17 protein-coding genes are annotated in these 19,182 nt (G+C 73.8%); 5 read left to right on the forward strand and 12 right to left on the reverse strand.

The window, feature by feature from the left end:
• Positions 1-27 precede the first annotated feature (27 nt).
• From BLU82_RS06965 to BLU82_RS06985, 5 genes are read right to left on the reverse strand one after another with little or no spacing between them, the layout of a single operon-like run.
• Positions 28-2,598 carry a GH116 family glycosyl-hydrolase gene (locus BLU82_RS06965; RefSeq protein WP_092617629.1) on the reverse strand — a complete coding sequence of 857 codons (2,571 nt, stop codon included), beginning with the start codon at positions 2,596-2,598 and terminating at the stop codon, positions 28-30.
• Positions 2,599-2,611: 13 nt separating this feature from the next.
• Entirely contained in the window at positions 2,612-3,295 is a 684-nt protein-coding gene (locus BLU82_RS06970; RefSeq protein WP_157740680.1) for a hypothetical protein, read from the reverse strand.
• An 11-nt stretch (positions 3,296-3,306) separates the two neighbouring features.
• Positions 3,307-4,191, reverse strand: a complete 885-nt coding sequence (locus BLU82_RS06975) for a carbohydrate ABC transporter permease (RefSeq protein ID WP_197682779.1) — start codon at positions 4,189-4,191, stop codon at positions 3,307-3,309.
• Positions 4,188-5,123 (reverse strand): carbohydrate ABC transporter permease, encoded by a 936-nt coding sequence (locus BLU82_RS06980; RefSeq protein WP_092617636.1) that lies wholly within the window; start codon positions 5,121-5,123, stop codon positions 4,188-4,190. Before BLU82_RS06980 ends, BLU82_RS06975 begins: the two co-directional genes overlap by 4 nt.
• Positions 5,120-6,460: a sugar ABC transporter substrate-binding protein gene (locus BLU82_RS06985; protein WP_197682780.1), complete on the reverse strand. Its 1,341-nt coding sequence runs from the start codon at positions 6,458-6,460 to the stop codon at positions 5,120-5,122. Before BLU82_RS06985 ends, BLU82_RS06980 begins: the two co-directional genes overlap by 4 nt.
• Before the next feature lie 233 nt (positions 6,461-6,693).
• On the opposite strand from BLU82_RS06985, the gene BLU82_RS06990 reads away from it, so the two are divergent.
• On the forward strand, positions 6,694-7,119 hold the full coding sequence (locus tag BLU82_RS06990) for a pyridoxamine 5'-phosphate oxidase family protein (protein ID WP_172885553.1): 426 nt from the start codon (positions 6,694-6,696) through the stop codon (positions 7,117-7,119).
• Here the strand turns inward: BLU82_RS06990 and BLU82_RS06995 are convergent, their stop codons facing one another.
• Positions 7,120-7,806, reverse strand: a complete 687-nt coding sequence (locus BLU82_RS06995; RefSeq protein WP_092617639.1) for a metalloregulator ArsR/SmtB family transcription factor — start codon at positions 7,804-7,806, stop codon at positions 7,120-7,122.
• A 95-nt stretch (positions 7,807-7,901) separates the two neighbouring features.
• On the opposite strand from BLU82_RS06995, the gene BLU82_RS07000 reads away from it, so the two are divergent.
• From BLU82_RS07000 to BLU82_RS07015, 4 genes are read left to right on the forward strand one after another with little or no spacing between them, the layout of a single operon-like run.
• Positions 7,902-8,414 (forward strand): DUF2231 domain-containing protein, encoded by a 513-nt coding sequence (locus BLU82_RS07000; RefSeq protein WP_197682781.1) that lies wholly within the window; start codon positions 7,902-7,904, stop codon positions 8,412-8,414.
• A gap of 35 nt (positions 8,415-8,449) precedes the next feature.
• Positions 8,450-8,857: a hypothetical protein gene (locus BLU82_RS07005; protein WP_092617642.1), complete on the forward strand. Its 408-nt coding sequence runs from the start codon at positions 8,450-8,452 to the stop codon at positions 8,855-8,857.
• Positions 8,858-9,457: a GTP cyclohydrolase I FolE gene (gene folE / locus BLU82_RS07010; protein WP_092617645.1), complete on the forward strand. Its 600-nt coding sequence runs from the start codon at positions 8,858-8,860 to the stop codon at positions 9,455-9,457.
• Between the two features lie 49 nt (positions 9,458-9,506).
• Positions 9,507-10,427 carry a phosphotransferase gene (locus BLU82_RS07015; RefSeq protein WP_092617648.1) on the forward strand — a complete coding sequence of 307 codons (921 nt, stop codon included), beginning with the start codon at positions 9,507-9,509 and terminating at the stop codon, positions 10,425-10,427.
• Between the two features lie 19 nt (positions 10,428-10,446).
• Here BLU82_RS07015 and BLU82_RS07020 read toward each other — a convergent pair whose 3' ends face one another.
• The 6 genes from BLU82_RS07020 to BLU82_RS07045 all read right to left on the reverse strand — a co-directional run bounded on the left by BLU82_RS07020 (position 10,447) and on the right by BLU82_RS07045 (position 19,160).
• Positions 10,447-11,613, reverse strand: coding sequence for a serine hydrolase (locus BLU82_RS07020; protein ID WP_092617651.1), 1,167 nt, complete (start codon positions 11,611-11,613; stop codon positions 10,447-10,449).
• On the reverse strand, positions 11,613-13,196 hold the full coding sequence (gene dacB / locus BLU82_RS07025) for a D-alanyl-D-alanine carboxypeptidase/D-alanyl-D-alanine-endopeptidase (protein ID WP_092617654.1): 1,584 nt from the start codon (positions 13,194-13,196) through the stop codon (positions 11,613-11,615). The genes BLU82_RS07020 and dacB overlap by 1 nt, the downstream gene beginning before the upstream one ends.
• A gap of 182 nt (positions 13,197-13,378) precedes the next feature.
• On the reverse strand, positions 13,379-14,260 hold the full coding sequence (locus BLU82_RS07030) for a YdcF family protein (RefSeq protein WP_092617657.1): 882 nt from the start codon (positions 14,258-14,260) through the stop codon (positions 13,379-13,381).
• 63 nt (positions 14,261-14,323) lie between these two features.
• Positions 14,324-15,676: a sulfatase-like hydrolase/transferase gene (locus BLU82_RS07035; protein ID WP_092617660.1), complete on the reverse strand. Its 1,353-nt coding sequence runs from the start codon at positions 15,674-15,676 to the stop codon at positions 14,324-14,326.
• Positions 15,673-17,490 (reverse strand): DUF2264 domain-containing protein, encoded by a 1,818-nt coding sequence (locus tag BLU82_RS07040; RefSeq protein ID WP_092617663.1) that lies wholly within the window; start codon positions 17,488-17,490, stop codon positions 15,673-15,675. The genes BLU82_RS07035 and BLU82_RS07040 overlap by 4 nt, the downstream gene beginning before the upstream one ends.
• The gene (locus tag BLU82_RS07045; protein ID WP_092617666.1) at positions 17,487-19,160 is read right to left on the reverse strand and encodes an alkaline phosphatase; all 1,674 of its coding nucleotides are present in this window, start codon (positions 19,158-19,160) and stop codon (positions 17,487-17,489) included. The genes BLU82_RS07040 and BLU82_RS07045 overlap by 4 nt, the downstream gene beginning before the upstream one ends.
• Positions 19,161-19,182 lie beyond the last annotated feature (22 nt).

Consider the following 19,182-nt stretch of genomic DNA (forward strand, 5'->3'; position numbering starts at 1 on the left):
GCCGAGCCGCCCGCGCGCCCGGGCGGCTCAGCCGGGCAGCCGCACCACCAGCGGCGCCGACGACGCCGCGAGGTCCGGCCCCGCGTCCGCGGCCGCGACGACCTCGCCGGACGGCGCCAGCAGCTCGAGGCGCCGCACCGCCGCCGCACCGTGCAGCACGTCGAGCACGACGTCCGAGCCGGTCCGCGCCACCCGGCCCCACGCCGTGCCCAGCGTGACCGGCCAGCTCGCGCCGTCGTCCGGCAGCCGCAGCCGCAGGGTCGCGTCGACGGCGTTCCAGCGGGCGCCGGTCAGCGCGGGCAGCACCGACCAGCCGGCCATCGCGCGCACGTAGTGGTCACCGCACTCGATCTCGTTGTACGGGTTGCGCCGCCGCCCGTCGTAGCGGCCCCAGACGCCGCGCAGCACCGCCCAGCCCTCGTCGTCCAGCCCTTCGGCCAGGCACGCCGCGGCGAGCTGGTACTCCGATCCGGTCCACACCTCGTCGCAGTAGCGGGTCGGCACGGCCGGGCGTCCGCCGCGCGGCCACGTGCACATGAGCACGCCGGTGTCGTCGCCGTCGGCGAAGACGCGGTACGGGTGCTCGAAGCCGTCGAACCCGTGCCGCAGGTTGTGCCGCACGATCGAGCGCAGCGCGCTGACGACGTGCTCGCGCGGCAGCACGTACCCGAGGTCGAGCTGGTGCGCCCACCACTGCCCGAGCAGCTGGTCGGTGAGGCAGCCGGTGGCCCACTGGAACGTGGGGTCGTCGCCGGGCTCGATCAGCTGCTGGTAGTACTCGCCGTTCCACAGCAGCTCGTCGTAGGCGGCCGAGCCGCGCTCGAACAGCTCGCGGTGCTCGCGCGCGTACCCGGGCTCGTCGACCAGCAGCGCCAGTTCCTCCAGCGCCCGCAGAGCGGCCAGCCACAGCGACCCCATGAACGGGTTGACGCCGCACAGGTCGATGTCGTGGGTGCTGGGCTGGACGCCGCGCAGCACGCCCGACGCGGACGGGTCCCAGCGGCCGCGGACGTGCTCGCCCAGCCGCCGCAGCCGCGGCCAGTACCGTCGCAGCCAGTCGACGTCGCCGGTGGCGCGCACCTCGCGGTAGGTCTTCAGGATGGTCCCGAGCATGCCGTCCAGCGCCGGTTCGTCCGGCCCGCCGATCGGCACGTCCCACAGCTGCGGCAGGTACGTGGGGACGATGACGCGGTGCGGGATCGCCCCGTCCGGCGCCTGCATGACGTCGAACTCGGTCTCCCGCATCGACCGCTCCAGGCCGGGGAACAGCGCCGCGACGACCTGCGCGTACGTCCACACGTGGGTGCAGTTCAGCGGGCACGACCCGCCGGTGTCGCCGGCGTGGCCGAGGGTCGAGGCGCCGTTCACCCCCTCGAAGCCGAAGAACCGGCCGTCGGCGGCGCGGAAGCACGACGGGCTGCGCAGGAACGCCGCCTGCGCCGCCAGGTGCTCGACGGCGTCGGCGGGCAGCGCGCCGGCGGCCAGCAGGCCGGTCCAGGCCGACGTCCGCTCCACCAGCTCGTCCCACCGCGTCCGCACCGTCCGGGCGACGTCGGCGGCGTCGGCGTGGGCCAGCGCGTAGTGGTTGCCGAGCCAGAACCGGGTCGGGCCCCACTCCGGGCGCTGCGGGCCGAACTGGGCGAAGTCGACGTAGCGGTTCGGGAAGTGCCAGGCGACAAGGACGCGCAGCCGTGTGGTCGCGCCCGGCTCCAGGTGAAACGCCGCCGCGACGCCGCCGTTCCAGGTCGCGCCGGGCGGGCTGGCGCCGAAGCCGTCCCGCGCGCCGGGGTGCAGGTCCGGCCGCGACGGCGTGAGGTCCGGCCGCGCGGGCCGGCTGAGGCCGCGGCGGCGCAGGAACGCCAGGAACTCCTCCGGCCGCCGCCACTGCGGCAGCACTGCCGCCCCGGGATCGTCGACGGCGAGCACCAGCTGCCCGGCGCCGGGGTGGTCGGCCGCCAGCGTGTGGTTCTCCATGACGACGTGGGTCCAGCCGCCGCCGCGGGTGACGCGGTTGGTGTTGCCGCCGTACGCGGCGCCTTGGACGCCGTCGATCGGCGACACCCCGTCGTACCCGACGGCGTTCTGCAGGGCGGCGCCGAGCTGCCCGTGCACGGGGTACGCGCCGGTGTTGCGCAGCGTGATCGTCAGCATGACGACCGGCAGCGACGACGTGTCCTCGTCCATCGGCACCAGCGGGTTGAGCGCCTCGAGCGTGACGTCCAGCGGGACGGCGGCGTCGGCCAGCGCGACCCGCGCCGACGGGTACGTGGCGCTGAACTCCGCCGTCTCGAAGCCGTGCCGGGCCGCCAGCTCCGCCTGCCACTCCGGGACGGCGTCGTCGGTGACCAGCGGCGTCGGCGCGTGCGGGCCCGGCGCCGGCCGCGCCTGCAGCACGCGCAACTCGTCCAGCGGCGGCTCCCACTGGGTGGCCCGCAGCGCCAGGAACGAGCCGGGCAGGTCGCCGCGGTGGTTGCCGGTGTGGTGCAGCTGCCACTGCCGCAGCCCGCCGTCGGCGCCGAGCGCCACCGTGCCGGTGCCGATGCCGCCGAGCGGCATCGCGACCTGCCGTCCTTCGGCGTGGGGGATCGTGCGGGGCATCGAGGTCCTTCCGTCAGTCCTGCGAGGTGTGGCGCGACGGCGTGACGCCGAGCCCGGCGAGCGCCGTCCACGCGGCGCTGACCAGCACCACCGCGGCGATGCCCGGTACCACGAGCAGCAGCACCTGCAGCCGCAGCCCTAGCCAGCCGAGCAGCGCCGCGGCCACCCAGCCGCCGAGCACCGGCACCGGCCGGCGGGCGGCGGCGAGCAGCGCGACGACCCAGACGCGCCGCCACGGCGCGTCCGGCCGGTCCAGCAACAGCGCGACCGCGGCCGGCGCCAGCGCGACCGCGTACGCGGCGACGACGCAGCCGGCCAGCGCCGGGACCAGCGCCGCCGCCGACTCCGTCCGCCCGTACACCTCGAAGGCCGCGAGGGTCAGCGTGACCGCCGCCGTCGCCGCCCAGAACGCCCCGACGGCCGGCGCCCAGCCCGGCCCGCGCAGGTCGCGGGCGCGCACCTCGCCGTCCAGCACCAGCCGCTGCGCGACGATCGCCAGCGCCACCAGGACCGGCGCGCCGGCCACCCCGGCCGCCGGGACCGCGACCAGCAGCCGCCCGCCGCTCAGCCACCCGGTCGCCACGGCGACGGCGAGCACCGGCGCCGACGCGGCCAGCACCCACGGCGCCCGCGACCACAGCGCCCGGGCGCCGCGGCGCAGCCAGTCCTCCTCCACGGCGGGGGCAGCGGTCGCCAACGTCCGCATCGTCACCCCCGCAGCCCGGCCGTCGCCACCGACGCGACGAAGTTGCGCTGGAACGCGAGGAACAGCACGAGCACCGGCGCCACCACCATCGCGATGGCCGCGAAGACCACCGCCGCCGGCGCGCCGCCCTGCCCGCTCTGCAACGTCACCAGGCCCAGCGGCAACGTCATCTTCTCCGGGCTGGAGATGAAGATCAGCGGTCCGAAGTAGTTGTTCCACGACGCCTGGAAGCCGAGGATCGCCAGCGCCGACAGCGCCGGCCCGGACAGCGGCACCAGCATCCGGAACAGGATCCACAGGTGCCCGGCGCCGTCGATGCGCGCCGCCTCGTCCAGCTCGCGCGGGATCGAGTTGAAGTACTGCCGCAGGAAGAAGATCGCGAACACGTTGATCAGCGCCGGCAGCCACAGCGACGTCAGCGTGTCCACCAGGTTGAGGTTCCGCATCAGCACGAACACCGGGATGATCGTCAGCTGCGCCGGCACCATCAGCGCGCTCAGCAGCACCACCAGCACCTGGTCGCGCCCGGTGAACGCCAGCCGCGAGAACGCGTACGCCGCCAGCACGGCGACCAGCAGCGACCCGCCGACGCTGATGACGGCCACGATGAGGCTGTTCAGCGCCATCCGGCCGAACGGCATCAGCTCCAGCACCCGTGAGTAGTTCTCGGTCGAGAACGGCGACGGCAGCCACTTCGGCGGCAGTGTGAACGCCTCGCCCGGCTCGGTGGCGCTGGCGGCGAACAGCCAGATCAGCGGCGCGGCCATCAGCAGCCCGATCACGAGGATCAGGACGTCGAAGGCGATCGCGCCGGGACGGCGGCGTCGCCGCCTGCGCTCGCGCGGCTTCAGCAGCTCGTTCGCGTCAACGTCGACGCGCAGGCTCATCGGTCGTACACCCACTTCCGCGCGACCAGGAACTGCAGGCCGGTCACCGCCATGATCACGACGAACACGAGGATCGCGATGGCCGACGCGTAGCCGATCTGGAAGGCCTGGAACCCGGTCTGGTACAGGAACATGACGATGGTCATCGTGGCGTCGTCGGGGCCGCCCTTGGTGATGATCTGGATCGGGTCGAAGATCTGGAACGCCCCGATGAACGTGATGATCACGGCGAAGAACAGCACCGGCGACATCATCGGGACGGTCACGTGCCAGAAGACCTGCCGCCGGTTGGCGCCGTCCGTACGGGCCGCTTCGACCAGCTCCGACGGCACCGTCTGCAGGCCCGCGAGCATGATCACGAAGGTGAACCCGATGGTGTACCAGAAGTCGATGCCGATGATCGCCGGCAGCGACCACGACGGGTCGACGAACCAGTTCGGCGCGTCGATGCCGATCTTGTCCAGGTAGTACGCCACCAGCCCGAACGTCGGGTCGAGGACGTACTTCCACAGCAGCGCGACCGCCGCCCACGACAGCAGGTACGGGAAGAACACCGCGCTTCGGGTGAAGTACGAGACGAACCGGTTCATCGGCCGGTTCACCGCCAGAGCCAGCAGCAGCGCGCCGAACACGTGCGTCACGACCGACGCGAGCGCGAACAGGAACGTGTTCAGCAGCGCCTTCGGCAGCAGCGGGTCGGAGAACAGCTGCCGGAAGTTCGCCAGCCCGACGTACTCGCGCGGCGTCAGCAGGTCCCACGAGTGGACGCTGAGGAAGATCGCGAACGCGAACGGCCCCGCGACGAAGAGCAGGAACAGCACCAGCGCCGGGCTGAGGAACGCCCAGCCCGCGAGGGTCTGACGGCGCTTGGCGCGGCGCCGCGGGGGAGCGGCGGCGCCGGCGTCGGGCGGCGCCGCGAGGCCGGTCGTCATAGCAGGCCGGCCAGTTCCTCGTTCGCCTGTGCGAGCGCCGCCTCCGGCGTCTCGTTGCCGCTGAGCGCCTTGTCCCAGGCGTTGATCATCGCCGTCTGCACCTCGGCGCCGCGGTCCGGCGACGGCACCGGCGTCGCGTACGAGATGGCCTCCGCCAGCGCCGTCGTCCCCTCGGGCGCGTTGTCGGTGAACGCGGGGCTGTTCGCGACGGACAGCCGGGCCGGGACGATGGTGCCTCCGATGGAGGCGTAGTACTCGCCGGCCTCCTTCGACATCATGAACTTGATGAAGGTCCAGGCGGCGTCCTTCTTCTCCGACGCCTTGGTGATCGGCCAGGCGTCCCAGCCGACCGGCGAGCCGGGCCCGGCCTTCTGCGGCATCGGGACGATCGCCATCTTGTCCACCAGCTCCAGCCGGCGCATGTCGATGACCGGCCAGCGCCCGCCCGCGATCGCGGCCAGCGTCCCCTTCGTCAGCGCCTCGCCGGCGTCGAACGCGCCGCCCGGCTCCGGCGCGTAGCCGTTGGCGATGAGGTCGCGGCAGAACTGCAGCGATTCGATCGACTGCGGGGTGTCGAACGTCGGCGTGGCCCAGTCCTCGTCCAGAGGCGAGCCGCCGTTGGTGAGCATCCACGGCATGATCGCGGTGAACGGGTCGGAGCCGATCGGCAGGATGTACACCCCGGCCGCCTTCAGCTGCTCGGCCGCGACCAGGAAGTCGTCCCACGTCCAGCCGGGTGCGGGCGGGGTGGCGCCGGCGGCCGCCCAGGTCTCGGTGTTGTACCAGAAGCAGACCGTGTTGTAGCCGCCCGGGATGTAGTACGTCTTGCCGTCGTGCGACGCGTACTTCGTGTTCCACTCGACCAGGTTCGGGTCGATGTCGGCGAAGTAGTCGTCGACGACGTCCTGGTCGCGCTCCATGTACGGCTCGAGCGGTTCGAGCAGGTCCTTCGACGCGAAGATCCGCTGGCCCTCGGTGGCGATCTGGATGATGTCCGGCACCTGACCGCCGGCGATCCGCGTCGCCACCGTGTTGGAGAAGTCGCCCCAGGTGTCCGCGGCGATGCCCTGCGCCTTCAGCTTGATGTCCGGCTCGACCTTGTTGAACTCGGCGAACAGCTGGTTGAACGCCTCCTGCTGGTTGGCGTCGCCGCGGTACACGAACGTCAGCGTGTCGCTGCCGCCGCCTCCGCCTCCGCCGCTGGTCGAGCCGGGGCTCTCGCAGCCGGTGGCCGAGCCGAGCACCGGGACCGCCGCCGCGGCGCCCATGAGCTGCAGCAACCGGCGGCGCGAGAGGGGTCCGGCCCCACCGGCCGGATGGTCTGTGGTGAAGGGCACCGGATCCTCCTTGATCGACGCCTCGGAAATCGATTTCCACGGGACGATAGAGGGGAACCGATCACGCGTCAATAGCCTCGGCCGGCCGTGATCATCCACCGTCCCGGCCGTCTGGGCAGCTCAAAAGGCGGATGAACCCGGCCGAGGCCATGCAATCGATTTCCTCGGACAGTGACGTCCGGCCTCGCTGGCGGCCTTGCCGGGCGCACCGGGATCATGGTCGCGTGGACCTCATGAGCGATGCCGATTCCGCGGGGCTGGAGCGGCTGGACCGCGGCACCTGCTATGCGCTGCTGCGGTCGCTGCCGATCGGGCGCATCGTGTTCACCGAGGGTGCGCTGCCGGCGATCCAGCCGGTGAACTTCGTCCTCGACGGCGACGACGTGATCATCCGGACGGGGATGGGGTCGAAGCTGGCCGCCGCGACCCGTTCCGCCGTCGTCGCGTTCGAGGCCGACCGGTTCGACGAGGACGCGCTGGCCGGGTGGTCGGTGGTGCTGGTCGGGCGGGCCGAGGCGGTCACCGGCGAGCAGGAGCGGACCCGGCTGGCGGCGCTCGGTCTCACGCCGTGGGCGCCGGGCGAGCGGCCGCACTACATCCGCATCCGCCCGGAGATCGTCCGCGGCCGCCGCGTGCCGCCGCAGCGGCCGGGCGGCTGATCAGGCCCGCAACTCGACGCAGCACTCGCCGGGGCGCGGCGCCAGCACGGCCTCGACCCGGGCGGCCTGCAGGCCGCCGAGCAGGCCGTCGAGGAAGGCGTGGTTGATGCCGCAGACCAGCTCGGTGGAGCGGGCGGCCAGTGGGTGGAACGGGCAGTTGCGCAGCCGTACGCAGGTGGGCGACTCGCGGCTGGGCTCGAAGCCGTAGTCGGTCAGCAGCGTCTCGGCGAGCGTCAGGGCGCGTTCGGCGCCGAGCCGGCCGGGCTTGACGCGGGCGCGTTCGGCGGCGCCGGCATCGGCGCCGTGCTGCCGGGCGACCCGCACGGACGCCTCGCGGGCGGTCTCGTCGTCCCCCTCGGTGAGGACCGCGTCGATGAGGACCTCGGCGAGCATGGCGTGCCGCCGCGGCGGGATGGCGACCTGGACGTCGTCGCGGGCGGGCTCGTACACCTTGGGGGCGCGGCCGACTTTACGGATGCCGCCGACCGGCTGGAAGTGCGCCCGCAGCAGTCCGGCGTCGACCAGTTTGTCGAGGTGGAACGCGGCCAGCTTGCGGGAGATGCCGGCCGACGCGGCGGCTTCGTCGCGGGTGACGGGGCGGCGGGCCTGCCGGATGAACGCGTACATGCGGCGCCGCAGCGGCTCGTCGAGCGCGGCGACGGCGCTGATCTCGGCCTCTCCTGTCACCCCACCACGATAACGCGTACGGCGATGAGCTCAATCCGGGAACTTGACCACGTCGCCGAATAAGACCAATATCTGTTAGTGAAAAGGAGGTCGCCATGACCAGCGGCATGGAGCAGGCGAAGCGGCCGGTGAGCCGGTGGCTGGCCGGGCCGTACGGGCACCCGTTCCACCCGATCCTGGTGACGGTGCCGATCGGGGCGTGGGTCGCGAGCCTCGTGTTCGACCTGTCCTCGCAGGCGGTGTCCGACCCGGAGTTCCTGACCCGCGGGTCGATGTGGCTGATCGGCATCGGCGTGCTCGGCGCGATCGCCGCGGCCATGGTGGGCTTCCTCGACCTGTTCGCCATCCCGCCCGGCACCGCGGCGTTCCGCACGGCCATCGTGCACATGAGCCTGAACCTGACGATCACCGTGGCCTACGCGGCCAACTTCCTGTGGCGCCGCGACGGCGGCGGGCTGGACGACGCGGTCGCGCCCGGCCCGCTGGTGCTGTCGGTGGCCGCCTTGGCGGCGCTCGGGGTGTCGGGCTACCTCGGCGGCAAGCTGGCCTACCACTACGGCGTCCGGGTGGCCGACGAGACCACGCAGGCCGAGGGCTACCGGCACTGACCGCCGCGCGCACACCACGATTCGAGGAGGACATCATGGCTGTGGCCGCACTGGTCACCTGGCTGGTCACCGCGGCAGGTGGCTTCGTCATGCTGGGCATCTGGGTCGCGAACGGCGGCCCGAGCCGGCCCGGCGCCAGCCGGTTCCCACCGGCGCTGATCTTCGGCCACTTCGCGCTCGCCGCGATCGGGCTGGTCGTCTGGATCGTCTACCTGGTCACCGACGAGGACGCGCTGGCGTGGACGGCGCTGGTGTTGCTGCTCCCGGTCGCGCTGCTGGGCTTCACGATGCTGGCCCGCTGGCTGCCGGCGTACCGGGCGCGGGGTGGCGACGCCGCGTCCAGGCCGGCCGAGGGACGGTTCCCGGTGCCGGTCGTGGCCGGGCACGGCCTGTTCGCCGTCGCCACCGTCGTGCTGGTGCTGCTGACGGCGCTGGAGGTCTGAGTGGACGCGTCGACGCACCTGCGGGTGGTCCACGAGCCCGAGGACGAGCTCGACCTCGAGGCCGCCGAACGGGCCGCCGCCGACTTCCTGCACGCGCTCGGCGTGCACGGCGACGGCGAGGGGATGCGGCGCACGCCCGCGCGCATGGCCCGGGCCTACGCCGAGCTGTTCACCCCGCGCCCGTTCGACCTCACCACGTTCCCCAACGACGAGGGGTACGACGAGCTGGTGCTGGCCCGTGACATCCCGGTCCGCTCCGTCTGCGAGCACCACCTGCTGCCGTTCGTCGGCGTCGCGCACGTCGGCTACCTGCCCGGCGAGCGGATCCTCGGGCTGTCCAAGCTGGCCCGCATCGTGGAGCACTTCGCCCGCCGTCCGCAGGTCCAGGAACGCCTGACCAAGCAGGTCGCCGACTGGCTGTGCGACCGCCTCGCGCCCAAGGGCGTCGGCGTCGTCGTCGAGGCGGAGCACAGCTGCATGGTGCTGCGCGGCGTCCAGGCCATCGGCTCCACCACCGTCACGTCCACGCTGCTCGGCACCCTGCGCGACGACGGCCGCTCCCGCCAGGAGTTCTTCGCCCTCTCCGGGGTGCGGTCCTGACGCTGGTGTGAAGGTGACGCGAAGGTGGGCCGTGGCACAGTCGGGGTCCATGGGGTTCCACGACCTGCCCGGCTGGCTGCCGGAGTTCTGCCGCGAGCAGCTGGGGAGCGAGCCGGCCGAGTTGCTGTTCGAGGCGCGCAGCATCTCGGTGGTGTTCGGGCTGCGCCTGACCGGCGGGGCCGAGGTGGTGGTGAAGGTGCGCACGGCCGACCCGCGGATCGCGGCCTGCGTCGCGGCGCAGACGGCGCTGGCCGAGGCCGGGTTCCCGTGCCCGCGTCCGCTCACCGAGGCGATCGAGGTCGGCTGGCTGATGGTGCACGCCGAGGCGCACTGGCCCGGCGGCGAGCTGCTGCGGGGCGACGCGCCCGCGGTCGCGGTCCGCTACGCCGAGGTGTTCGCCGCGCTGATGGACGGCCTGCGCGACGTCGACGTCGCGCCGCCGCTGCCGAACCCGCGATGGTCCCGGTGGGACCACACCGACAGCGGCGTGTGGCCGGCCATCGGCTTCCTCGACAAGCGCGACCAGCGCGTCGTCACCGAGCACGTCCTCGACATCGCGGTCCGGGTCCGCCGCCGGCTGCTCGCGTCGACGCTGCCGCCGGTGCTGGGCCACGCCGACTTCGAGGCGCAGAACCTGCGCTGGCGCGACGGCGAACTCTGGGTGGTGCACGACTGGGACAGCCTGGCGTGGCAGCCCGAGGCGGCGCTCGCCGGCGCGGCGAGCGCGGCGTTCGCCAACGCCGGCCCGCCGTCCCTGGCGCCGATCGACAGCTCGGCCGCCTTCCTCGAGACCTACCAACGACGCCGCGGCCGCGCCTTCACCGCCGAGGAACTCGAGGTCGCCTGGGCGGCCAGCCTCTGGACGGCGGCGCACAACGCCCGCTGGGAGCTCCTGCACGGCAGCGTCCCGCTGTCCGGCATCGCGCTGCTCGACCAGGCGGCGGAGCGGCTGCGCCGGGCGAACGCGTAACGGCGGCGGCCATCGCCGGTCAGGCGGTGACGAGCTCGCGGGCGAGGCCGACGATCGGGTCGATGTCGTCGTGGTGGTTGCTGAGGACGACGCTGACCCAGCCGAGATCCGGGAAGACGTCCAGGTTGGTGCTGCGGCCGGGGCCGCTGCCGGAGTGGCCGTGGATGCGCCGCCCGCGCAGGATCGAGCTGCTGTGGCCGTACCCGTAGAAGCCGTGGTCGCGCGGCGGCCCGGGCCGGTCCGGCGACGGCGGCGGGGCGACGACCTTCGGGCTGGTGACGAGGTGGGCGTAGGCCGGCGCGAGCAGCACGTCGTCGTCGGTGAGGGCGGTGGCGAAGCGGACCAGGTCGGCGACGGTGGAGGTGGCGCCCTCGTCCGGGCCGCCGATGTAGCGGAACCGGTCGGACGCGGTGACGTCGGCGAAGGCGCCGTCGCGGGGCTCGTAGAGGCGGGCCCAGCGCTCGTCCGCGCGCAGCTGCCGCACCGTCGGGAAACCGGTGTCGCGCAGCTTCGCGGGCCCGAAGACGTGGTCGGCGACGTACTCGTGGAAGGTCGTGCCGGAGACGGCGGCGATGACGGCGCCGAGCAGGAAGAAGCCGTCGTTGCTGTACCGGTGCCGGCTGCCGGGCGCGAAGTCGGGCGCCGGCAGTGATCGCAGCAGCTCCATCCGCGCCTCCCACGTCTGCTCGACGCCGATCGGGGCGGGCGGCGGCTCCTCGCCCGGGCCCTGCAACGGCGGCCGCCCGAACCCCGACGTGTGCGTGAGCAGGTGGTGGACGGTGACGGAGGCCGCGACCGCGGACTCGAGCCCGGTGACGTACTCGCCGACGGGGTCGTCGAGGCGCAGCCGCCCCCGCTGCACCAGCTGGGCGACGGCGACGGCGGTGAACTGCTTGGTCATCGAGGCGAGGTCGAACCGGGTGTCCGGCCGGTTCGGGCGATCCGGGTCCCGGTTCGCGAGCCCGTACGACCGCGTCAGCACCGCCCTGCCGCGGTGCGCCAGCCGGACGATGCCGGAGAACCGCCCGTCCGCGGCCCGCTCCTCGACGAGGCGGTCGAAGTGGCCGCCGGGGCGCAGGTCCTGCGGGGCGGCGGCCTCGGAGCTCGCGGCCGTCGCGGCGCCGACGACGACGGCGCCCGCGCCGCCCAGCACCGAGCGGCGCGACAGCAGCGGACGCGCGCTCATCACCGCTCCTCCCCGAGCAGCAGGTAGGCCGCCGTGACGATGTCGCCGATGGCCTGGCCGGCCAGCTGCTGGACCTTCGTCGCGTCGGCGGCCGGCACGGTGTGCTCCATGAAGACGCCGAACAGCAGCGAGTCGCCGCCCGGCCGCTCGATGAAGCCGGCCAGCGCCTTGGCGAGGTCCTGATCGGTGTCCGGGCCACCGCCGCGGTGCGAGGTACCGGTCTTGGCGAAGACGTGGCCGGCCGCGGGCGAGTCGGTGGAGACGTCGGTGAGCGTGCCGTCGCGGCCCAGGATCGCCAGCGACGGGCGGAACTCGGGCAGCCAGCGCTGCCGGCTCAGGTAGGCGAGGAAGTCGACGAAGAAGGCCGGGGTGTAGTCGTTGTCCGCGCTGCCGGGCGGATCGGTGTCCAGGCCGGCCCGCCGGAACAGCCGCTGCCGCAGCCGCGCGTACCCCGCGAGCGGGTCGTCGCGGTCGTGGCCGGCGATGGCGCCGATCACGTACTGCCAGCCGGTCGCGTGCACGTTCGAGCTGGGTTTGAGCATCACCTTCACCACCTCCGACAGCGGCGGCGACACGTGCTCGGCGAGCCGGTTCGGCCGGGTGTAGTGCTCGGGCGCGCTGGCGCCGGACGACGGTCCCGCCTGCGCCTCGACGCCGGCCTCGCGCAGCGCCTGGGCGAAGGCCAGCTCGCCGAACCGGGCCGGGCCGGGGACGGGGTAGTTCCAGTGGACGTCCGGCGCGCCGGCCGGGAGGTCGCCGATGAGTGTGACGGTGCGCGTGCCGTCAGCGTTCGCGACGTCGCCGGTGTAGCGCAGCGGCCGGCCGGGCGGGCCGCCGGGAGAGACGGTGGCGACCTCGTTGACGATCGTCACGTAGCCGACGTCCGGCGAGATCGTCAGCCGCGCGGGGGCGCCGGGGGCGGCGCCGGGCGTGACGGTCACGTCGATCACGTTGTCGTTGAGCGTCAGTGGCGACACGGTCATCGCCACGCCGCCCGCGGACTCCGGCGTCTCGGCGTACAACGACGCGTCGACGACGACGTGCCCGCCCACCCGGGTGACGCCGGCCGCCGCGACCTCGGCCGCCAGCCTCCGCAGTACCGCCAGCGGATCGCCCGGCGCCGGCGGACGACCGGGGTAGGTGTGGTCGGGCTCCGGCGCAAAGACCGACCCGTCCGGCTGGATCCGCCCGCCCAGCACGAGGTCGCCGCCGGCCACGAGGACGAGGTCGCCGTGCAGCACGCCGTCCTCGACCGGGCCGGTCCGGTACACCGGCGTGCGGAAGCGGTGGTCCGGCCCCAGCGTCGAGTACGCGGTGGCGGCGATGAAGATCTTCGACGACGACCCCGCGGCGAACAGCTCGTCCGGCCGCAGCGTGTAGACCGGGTCCGTGCCCGGCCGCGCGATGACGGCGCCCCAGCGCGCCCCGGCGAACTCCGGCCGCCCGACGATGTCGCGCACCGCCGCCGCGAACTCGTCCCCTCCGGAGGCGGTGGAGGCGGCCGCGGCAGGTCTGGCCACCACCGGGGCCACCAGGGCCGTCGTCATCATTGCGAGCACGGTCCGCCGGGTCGGTGTCGTCATGCGGACACGGTGCGCGGCCCCGATGAGACGGACTTAGGACCCGTCTAAGAGAAGCCTGAACGCTCAGCTCACGAGCAGGTAGACCAGCACCGGCCCGGCGGCGATCAGCGCGAGCATGCTCCCGTGCAGCAGCTTGTGGTCGGCCAGCAGCGCCACGAACTCGCGCAGGAACGCGTTGGGGACTAGTAGCGGGCGGTCTTGGCGCCGGCCACCTGCGCGGGCAGTCGCAGCTGCCGCGACTGGATGGCGGCGCGCAGGGCGTGGTAGCTGCTGGTGACGACGAGCAGCCGGCCGTCGTCGCCGCGGGCGGCCAGCAGCCGGTGGCTGAAAACGAGATTCTCACGGGTCGACCGGGACCGGTCCTCCTCGGCCACCACCTCGGCGGGGAGGCCGCGCTCACGCAGGTAGCGGCCCATCGCGTGCGCCTCGGCGACCGGCTCGTCCGGCCCCTGCCCGCCGGACGCGATGACGAGCGGCGCGTGGCCCGCGGCCACTTCGCGGTGGTACAGCTCGACGGCCCGGTCCAGGCGGGCGGCGAGCAGCGGCGGCACCGTCCCGCGAGGGACGGCGGATCCGAGCACGACGATCGCGGCGCTGCCCGGGGCCGGCCGCAGCCGCGAGTACACCAGCGCGTACAGCGTCACCAGCGTGAACAGGAACCCGATGTAGCCGGCCACGCCGAGCAGCGAGAGCAGCAGCGCCGGCAGCACGCCGGGCTCCCGCGAGCGGGCGGCGATGAGGAAGCCGGCCGGGACCACCACCACGACGGCGAGAATGGCGAGCCCGGCCAGCAGCGACATCGCGTTGCCGAGCCGGAACCGCTCGCGGCGCAGCACGCGCACGCCGTTGACGATCAGCAGCACCGCCAGCCCGACGACGAGCAGCGGCGACACCGCGATGAGGACGACGAGCACCTCCGGCGCCAGCTCGTCGAGCAGCCCGAGCAGCACGAACCCGGCGCCGAACAGCAGCAGGAGCCCGTTGCTCAGCCGTCGGGGCTCGCGGTGGAAGCGCCAGGCGAAGACGGCGAGCAGGGCGCCGCCGATCACGAGCTGCGACGTCATGCGCGCACCCTAACCGGGCGGCGGGGGCCGCCGCGGCCGGTTCCCGCGACCCGTGCGGCGGCGTCAGCCCGGCCCGAACCCCAGCTCGTCGCGGCGCAGCCGGAACGCGGCCAGTGCCGGCGCGCGCCGCGGGTCGGCGACGACGTCGCGCCGCTCGCCCGGGTCGGCCTCGAGATCGAACAGCACCTCGGGCCCCTCGTCGCCGTACCACTGGTACTTGAGCGCGCCCCGCTTGATCATCAGCCGGGTGCCGTCGAACTGGGAGACCGCCTCGTCGTCCCAGCCGGACGCGTCGCCGGACAGCAGCGGCGCCAGGCTCCGGCTGTCCAGGCCCTTGGGCACCGGCACCCCGGTCAGCTCGCAGAGCGTGGCGTAGAGGTCGCAGAGGCTGACGTTCTGGGTGACGGCGGACGGGGCGAAGCGCCGCGGCCAGCGGACGAACAGCGGCACCCGGGCGCTGGCCTCGTAGAACCGCTGCTTCTCCCACACGCCGTGCTCGCCGAGCATCTCGCCGTGGTCGCTGGTGAACACCACGATCCAGTCGTCGAGGTCCTGGCCGGCCAGCCGTAACCCGTCGAGCACCTGCCCGAACAGGGCGTCGGCGGCCTCGATCATCGCGTAGTAGGCGGCCACCGCGCGCTGTTGCTCGCGCCGCGTGACCTCGATGCCGGCCCGCACGACGTGGCGCCGGCCGCCGAGCACGGGATGGCCGGACAGCTCCTGGTCCTCGTACAGCGGCACGCGGGTGAGGTAGTGCTCGAACAGCTCCCGGTGCGGGGTGAGGTAGGGGTAGTGCGGCTGGTGCAGGCTCACCTTGAGCAGCAGCGGCACCTCGGGGATCGCACGGTCGTAGTAGCTGTCGACGAAATGCTCGTGGACGTACTGCAGCGCGCCGGCCACGGTGTACTCGTCGCGGGCCACGTACGGCGACCGCCCGATGCCGGCCCGCTTGACCTCGGTGACCTGCGACCACTTGTGCGTGGCCGGCGTCGGCAGGCCGCGGTAGGAGTCCTCGTCGCGGCCGGCGAGGTGGTGCGGCGCGACACCGCTCTCCATGCCGATCAGGTGCGTCCAGCCCTGCGCCTGGTCGACGCCGACGTGGTGCAGCTTGCCGGCCGCGACCGTGCGGTAGCCGTGCAGTGCGAGTTGGCGGGCGAAGGTGAGGTGGCCGGGCGCGAGGTCGTCGCCGAACCGCTCGACGCCGCAGTGCCGGGGGAACTGCCCGGCCATCATCGCCTGCCGCCCGGGGACGCAGATCGGCGCGGGCGTGTAGGCGTTGCCGAACACGACGGCGCTGCGGGCCAGCTCGTCCAGCACCGGCGTGCGGACCACCGGGTCGCCGGCGAACCCCGCGACGTCGAAGCGGTGCTCGTCGGTCATGAGGAACAGGATGTTGGGGCGGCGCGGTGCCGTCACGACGTGATCACCTCCGGGAGGTCGACCTCGGCCGGCAGCACGGCGCGCAGCCGGTCCAGGGTCGGCGGACGGGTCCAGGATGCCGCCCAGGTGTCCGGCCGGGTGGTGCCGAGCACCGCGCACACCAGCCAGTGCTCGCCCGGGTCGTGCCGTCCGCGCAGCGTAGGCAGCACCGCCCGCGGCTCCAGCAGGTTGGTGTTCGGGCCGGTCAGGACGGTGACGCCGTCCCTGCCGCCGAGCAGGTCGCGCAGTCCGCTGGCGCCGCCCGGGCCGGACGCCGCGGCCGCGCCGGGACCGTCCGGCGCGGCCTGCGGCGCGTCGTCGTCGCGGCCGACGGCCCAGCCGCCCTCCGCGCTGAACAGCGTCCGCGAGGTGCTGAGGCGGTGCACCCGCACGTGCCAGGGCAGCCACGGCAGCAGCCAGGTGTCGACCTCGACGTCCGGCCACGGCGTCCAGCGCGACCACACCACGCCGTCGCCGACCCGGGTCTCGTCCGGGTCGGCGCGGGCCCGCCAGTGCACGTCGTCGTCGCTGAGCGCGAGCATGGAGTCGGCGGCGCGCTCGGCCAGCCCGTGCCCGCCGCCCGGCACGCTGAACCCGAACGCCGTCGAGTAGGCGAACTTGGCGTACTTCTCGCCGCCGTGCCGGAACCGCGCCCCGGGCTGCCCGGCCGCCAGCGTGAACACGTGCCCGTCCGATCGGCAGTGCACCATGCCGGGCGCCGGCTGGGTGGTGACGGCGTCCAGCTCCGGCAGCGGCGCCTCCTCGGCCCGCCAGAACGGGTGGTCGCCAGGAAGGGCGAGCGGCAGGAACGCCTTCATCGCCCAGTACGGCGACCCGGGCGAGTTGTAGCCCTCGGCCATGATGAGGTTCGGCCGGCCGTACCCGATGGTCAGCACACCGGCGTTGTCGGCGATCGGCCGGCCCGCCCACCAGCGCAGGCCGCGCAGCAGCAGGCCCTTGACCACTCCCCACGACAACGCCTCGACGTCCGCGTACGCGAGCGCGCCCCAGAACGCGTGCTGGGCGAACCTGTAGGTGAGGCTGCGCCCGTACGGCACCGCCGCGCCGTCATCGGCGAACCAGTGCACGTGCTCGCGCGCGAACCGGGCCGCGCGGTCGCGGAACCGGTCCGCGCGGGCGGGGTCGCGGTGGCCGGCCAGCCGCGCGTACAGCAGGCCGTAGTAGTGCATGGCCCACGGGACGTAGTAGTCGCACCGGCCGGTGGGCCCGTCCTGGTACCAGCCGTCGCGCAGGTAGAACGTCTCGAGCCGGTTCAGGGCGGCGGTCTCGGCGTCCGGGTCGTACCCGGGCGCGCCCACGCGCTCCAGCCCGACGTTGACGAGGACGCGGAAGAACAGCCAGTTGTTGTCGACCACGTCGACCCGGTTGATCTCGGACAGCCAGCCGGCCAGCCCGGCCCGCGCCAGTTGCGGCAGCGGGGTCCAGACGCGGTCCGGGACCAGCGCGAGCGCGACGCCGATCGCGGCCATCTCGACCAGCCGCTGGTCGCGGTGGCCGGGCGGGCGCCAGTACTCCGGATGGGCCGGGTCGGCGCCGGCGGCCAGGCCGGCGCGGATCGGCGCCCAGTCCACCTCACCGCCGCCGGCGGCCAGCGGCGCGAGTCCCCAGAGCGGCCGGGCGAACCCCTCCAGCTCGGCCGCGACGTCGGGGAACATGGCGGCGGTGTGGCCCAGGCGGGCCCGCGCCCGGCCGGGGCTGAGCCGGGCGGCGACGGGAGCCCACAGGTCCCGCACCGCCCGCTGCAGGTCGTCCCGGCCGGACAGCGGATTGCCGTCGAGCGGAGAGGTCACACGCCCTCCTGCTCGTCGCCGGTCTCCGACGCGATCAGCGCGTCGATGGCCGCGCGCCGCTCGGCCTCGGTGAGCTCGCGGGCCGGCGCCGCGGCGGGCGGCCCGTCGTAGGTCTGGCGCAGCCCGCGCACGCCGTCGTCGATGACGAACGACGCGCGCCGGAACACCTCGGCATCGGGGACCATGACGTCGCGGACGCACTGGTAGTCGGCCTGCAGCCGGTCCGGCGTCACCGTGACGGTGATGTAGCCGCGCAGGTCGGTGTAGAAGCGCAGGTGCGGGTTGTCGGCGAAGATGGGGTGCACGCCGGGGACGTGGTCGCGGCCGGTGCCGCCCGACGAGATGGACGTCGCGATCAGCTCCGAGCCCACCAGCGGGGCGCCGGGGGTGTCGTAGTCGAGCTTCAGGTCCGAGGCCCAGTGCGCGTGGATGTCGCCCGACAGCACCACCGGGTTGCGGACGCCGGCGTCGACCCAGGCCTGCGTCACCCGCTGCTGGGAGCCGACGTAGCCGTCCCAGGCGTCCATCTTCAGCATCAGCACGCCGTTCTGGTCCACCCACCGCCGGACGAACGCGCCCTGCTGGGCGACGAAGTCCCAGCTGGTCCGCGACTGCCGGAACCCGTCGGCCAGCCATGTCTCCTGCGCGAACCCGAGCATGGTGCGGGCCGGGTCGAACGCCTCCGGGCACGTGGAGAACTCGGCGCCGCCGCAGGCGTACGGGTCGCGGTACTGCCGGGTGTCGACGATGTGGAACGTCGCGAGCCCGCCCCACGTGGCCCGCCGGTACACCTGGATGTCGTCGCCCACCGGCGCCGAGAACGGGCGCAGCGGCATCGACTCGTAGTACGCCTGGAACGCCGCCGCGCGCCGCCGCAGGAAGTCCTCGACCGTCTGGCCGTCGCTGGGCTGGTCGCCGGCCCAGTCGTTGTCGACCTCGTGATCGTCGAACACGACCAGCCAGGGCGCCCGGGCGTGCGCCGCCTGCAGGGCGGGGTCGGACTTGTACTGGGCGTAGCGGATCCGGTAGTCGGCCAGCGTGAAGATCTCCCGCGGCGGCTGGTGCGCCCGGCCGATCGAGCCCTGGCCGGGGCCCTCGTAGATGTAGTCGCCGACGAACACCACCAGGTCGATGTCCTGCTGCGCGAGGTGCTCGTACGCGGTGTAGTAGCCGGCCGCGTAGTTCTGGCAGCAGGCCAGCGCGAACGTCAGCCGGCTGCCGCCCGGCGTGACGGGGGTGGTCCGGGTGCGGCCGACGGCGCTGGTGTCGGCGCCGACGCGGAACCGGTAGTAGTACTCGCGGTCGGCGGCCAGCCCGGTCACCTCGGCGTGGACGGAGTGCCCCAGCTCCGGCGTCGCGGGCGTGGTGCCGGCGGCGACGACGTAGCCGAACGCCGGGTCCGTCGCCACTTGCCACTGCACCTGCACGACCTGGGCGGGCATGCCGCCGGCGCCGTCGGCGGCCAGCGGGTCCGGCGCCAGCCTGGTCCACAGGACCATGCCGTCGGGGGTGGGCTCGCCGGAGGCGACGCCGAGCGTGAACGGGTTGACGGTGAAACGCGGCTTCGCCCAGACGGCGTGGGCGGAGTTGCCGGCTGCAGCCCAGGCCAGCCAGGCGCCAGTGGCGCCGGCCGCTCCGAGTAACCGGCGTCGGGTGAGGGATTCGGCCATGTGCGGTACCTCCTCTACCGGG

The sequence above is a fragment of the Jiangella sp. DSM 45060 genome, from assembly GCF_900105175.1.
GTDB lineage: Bacteria > Actinomycetota > Actinomycetes > Jiangellales > Jiangellaceae > Jiangella.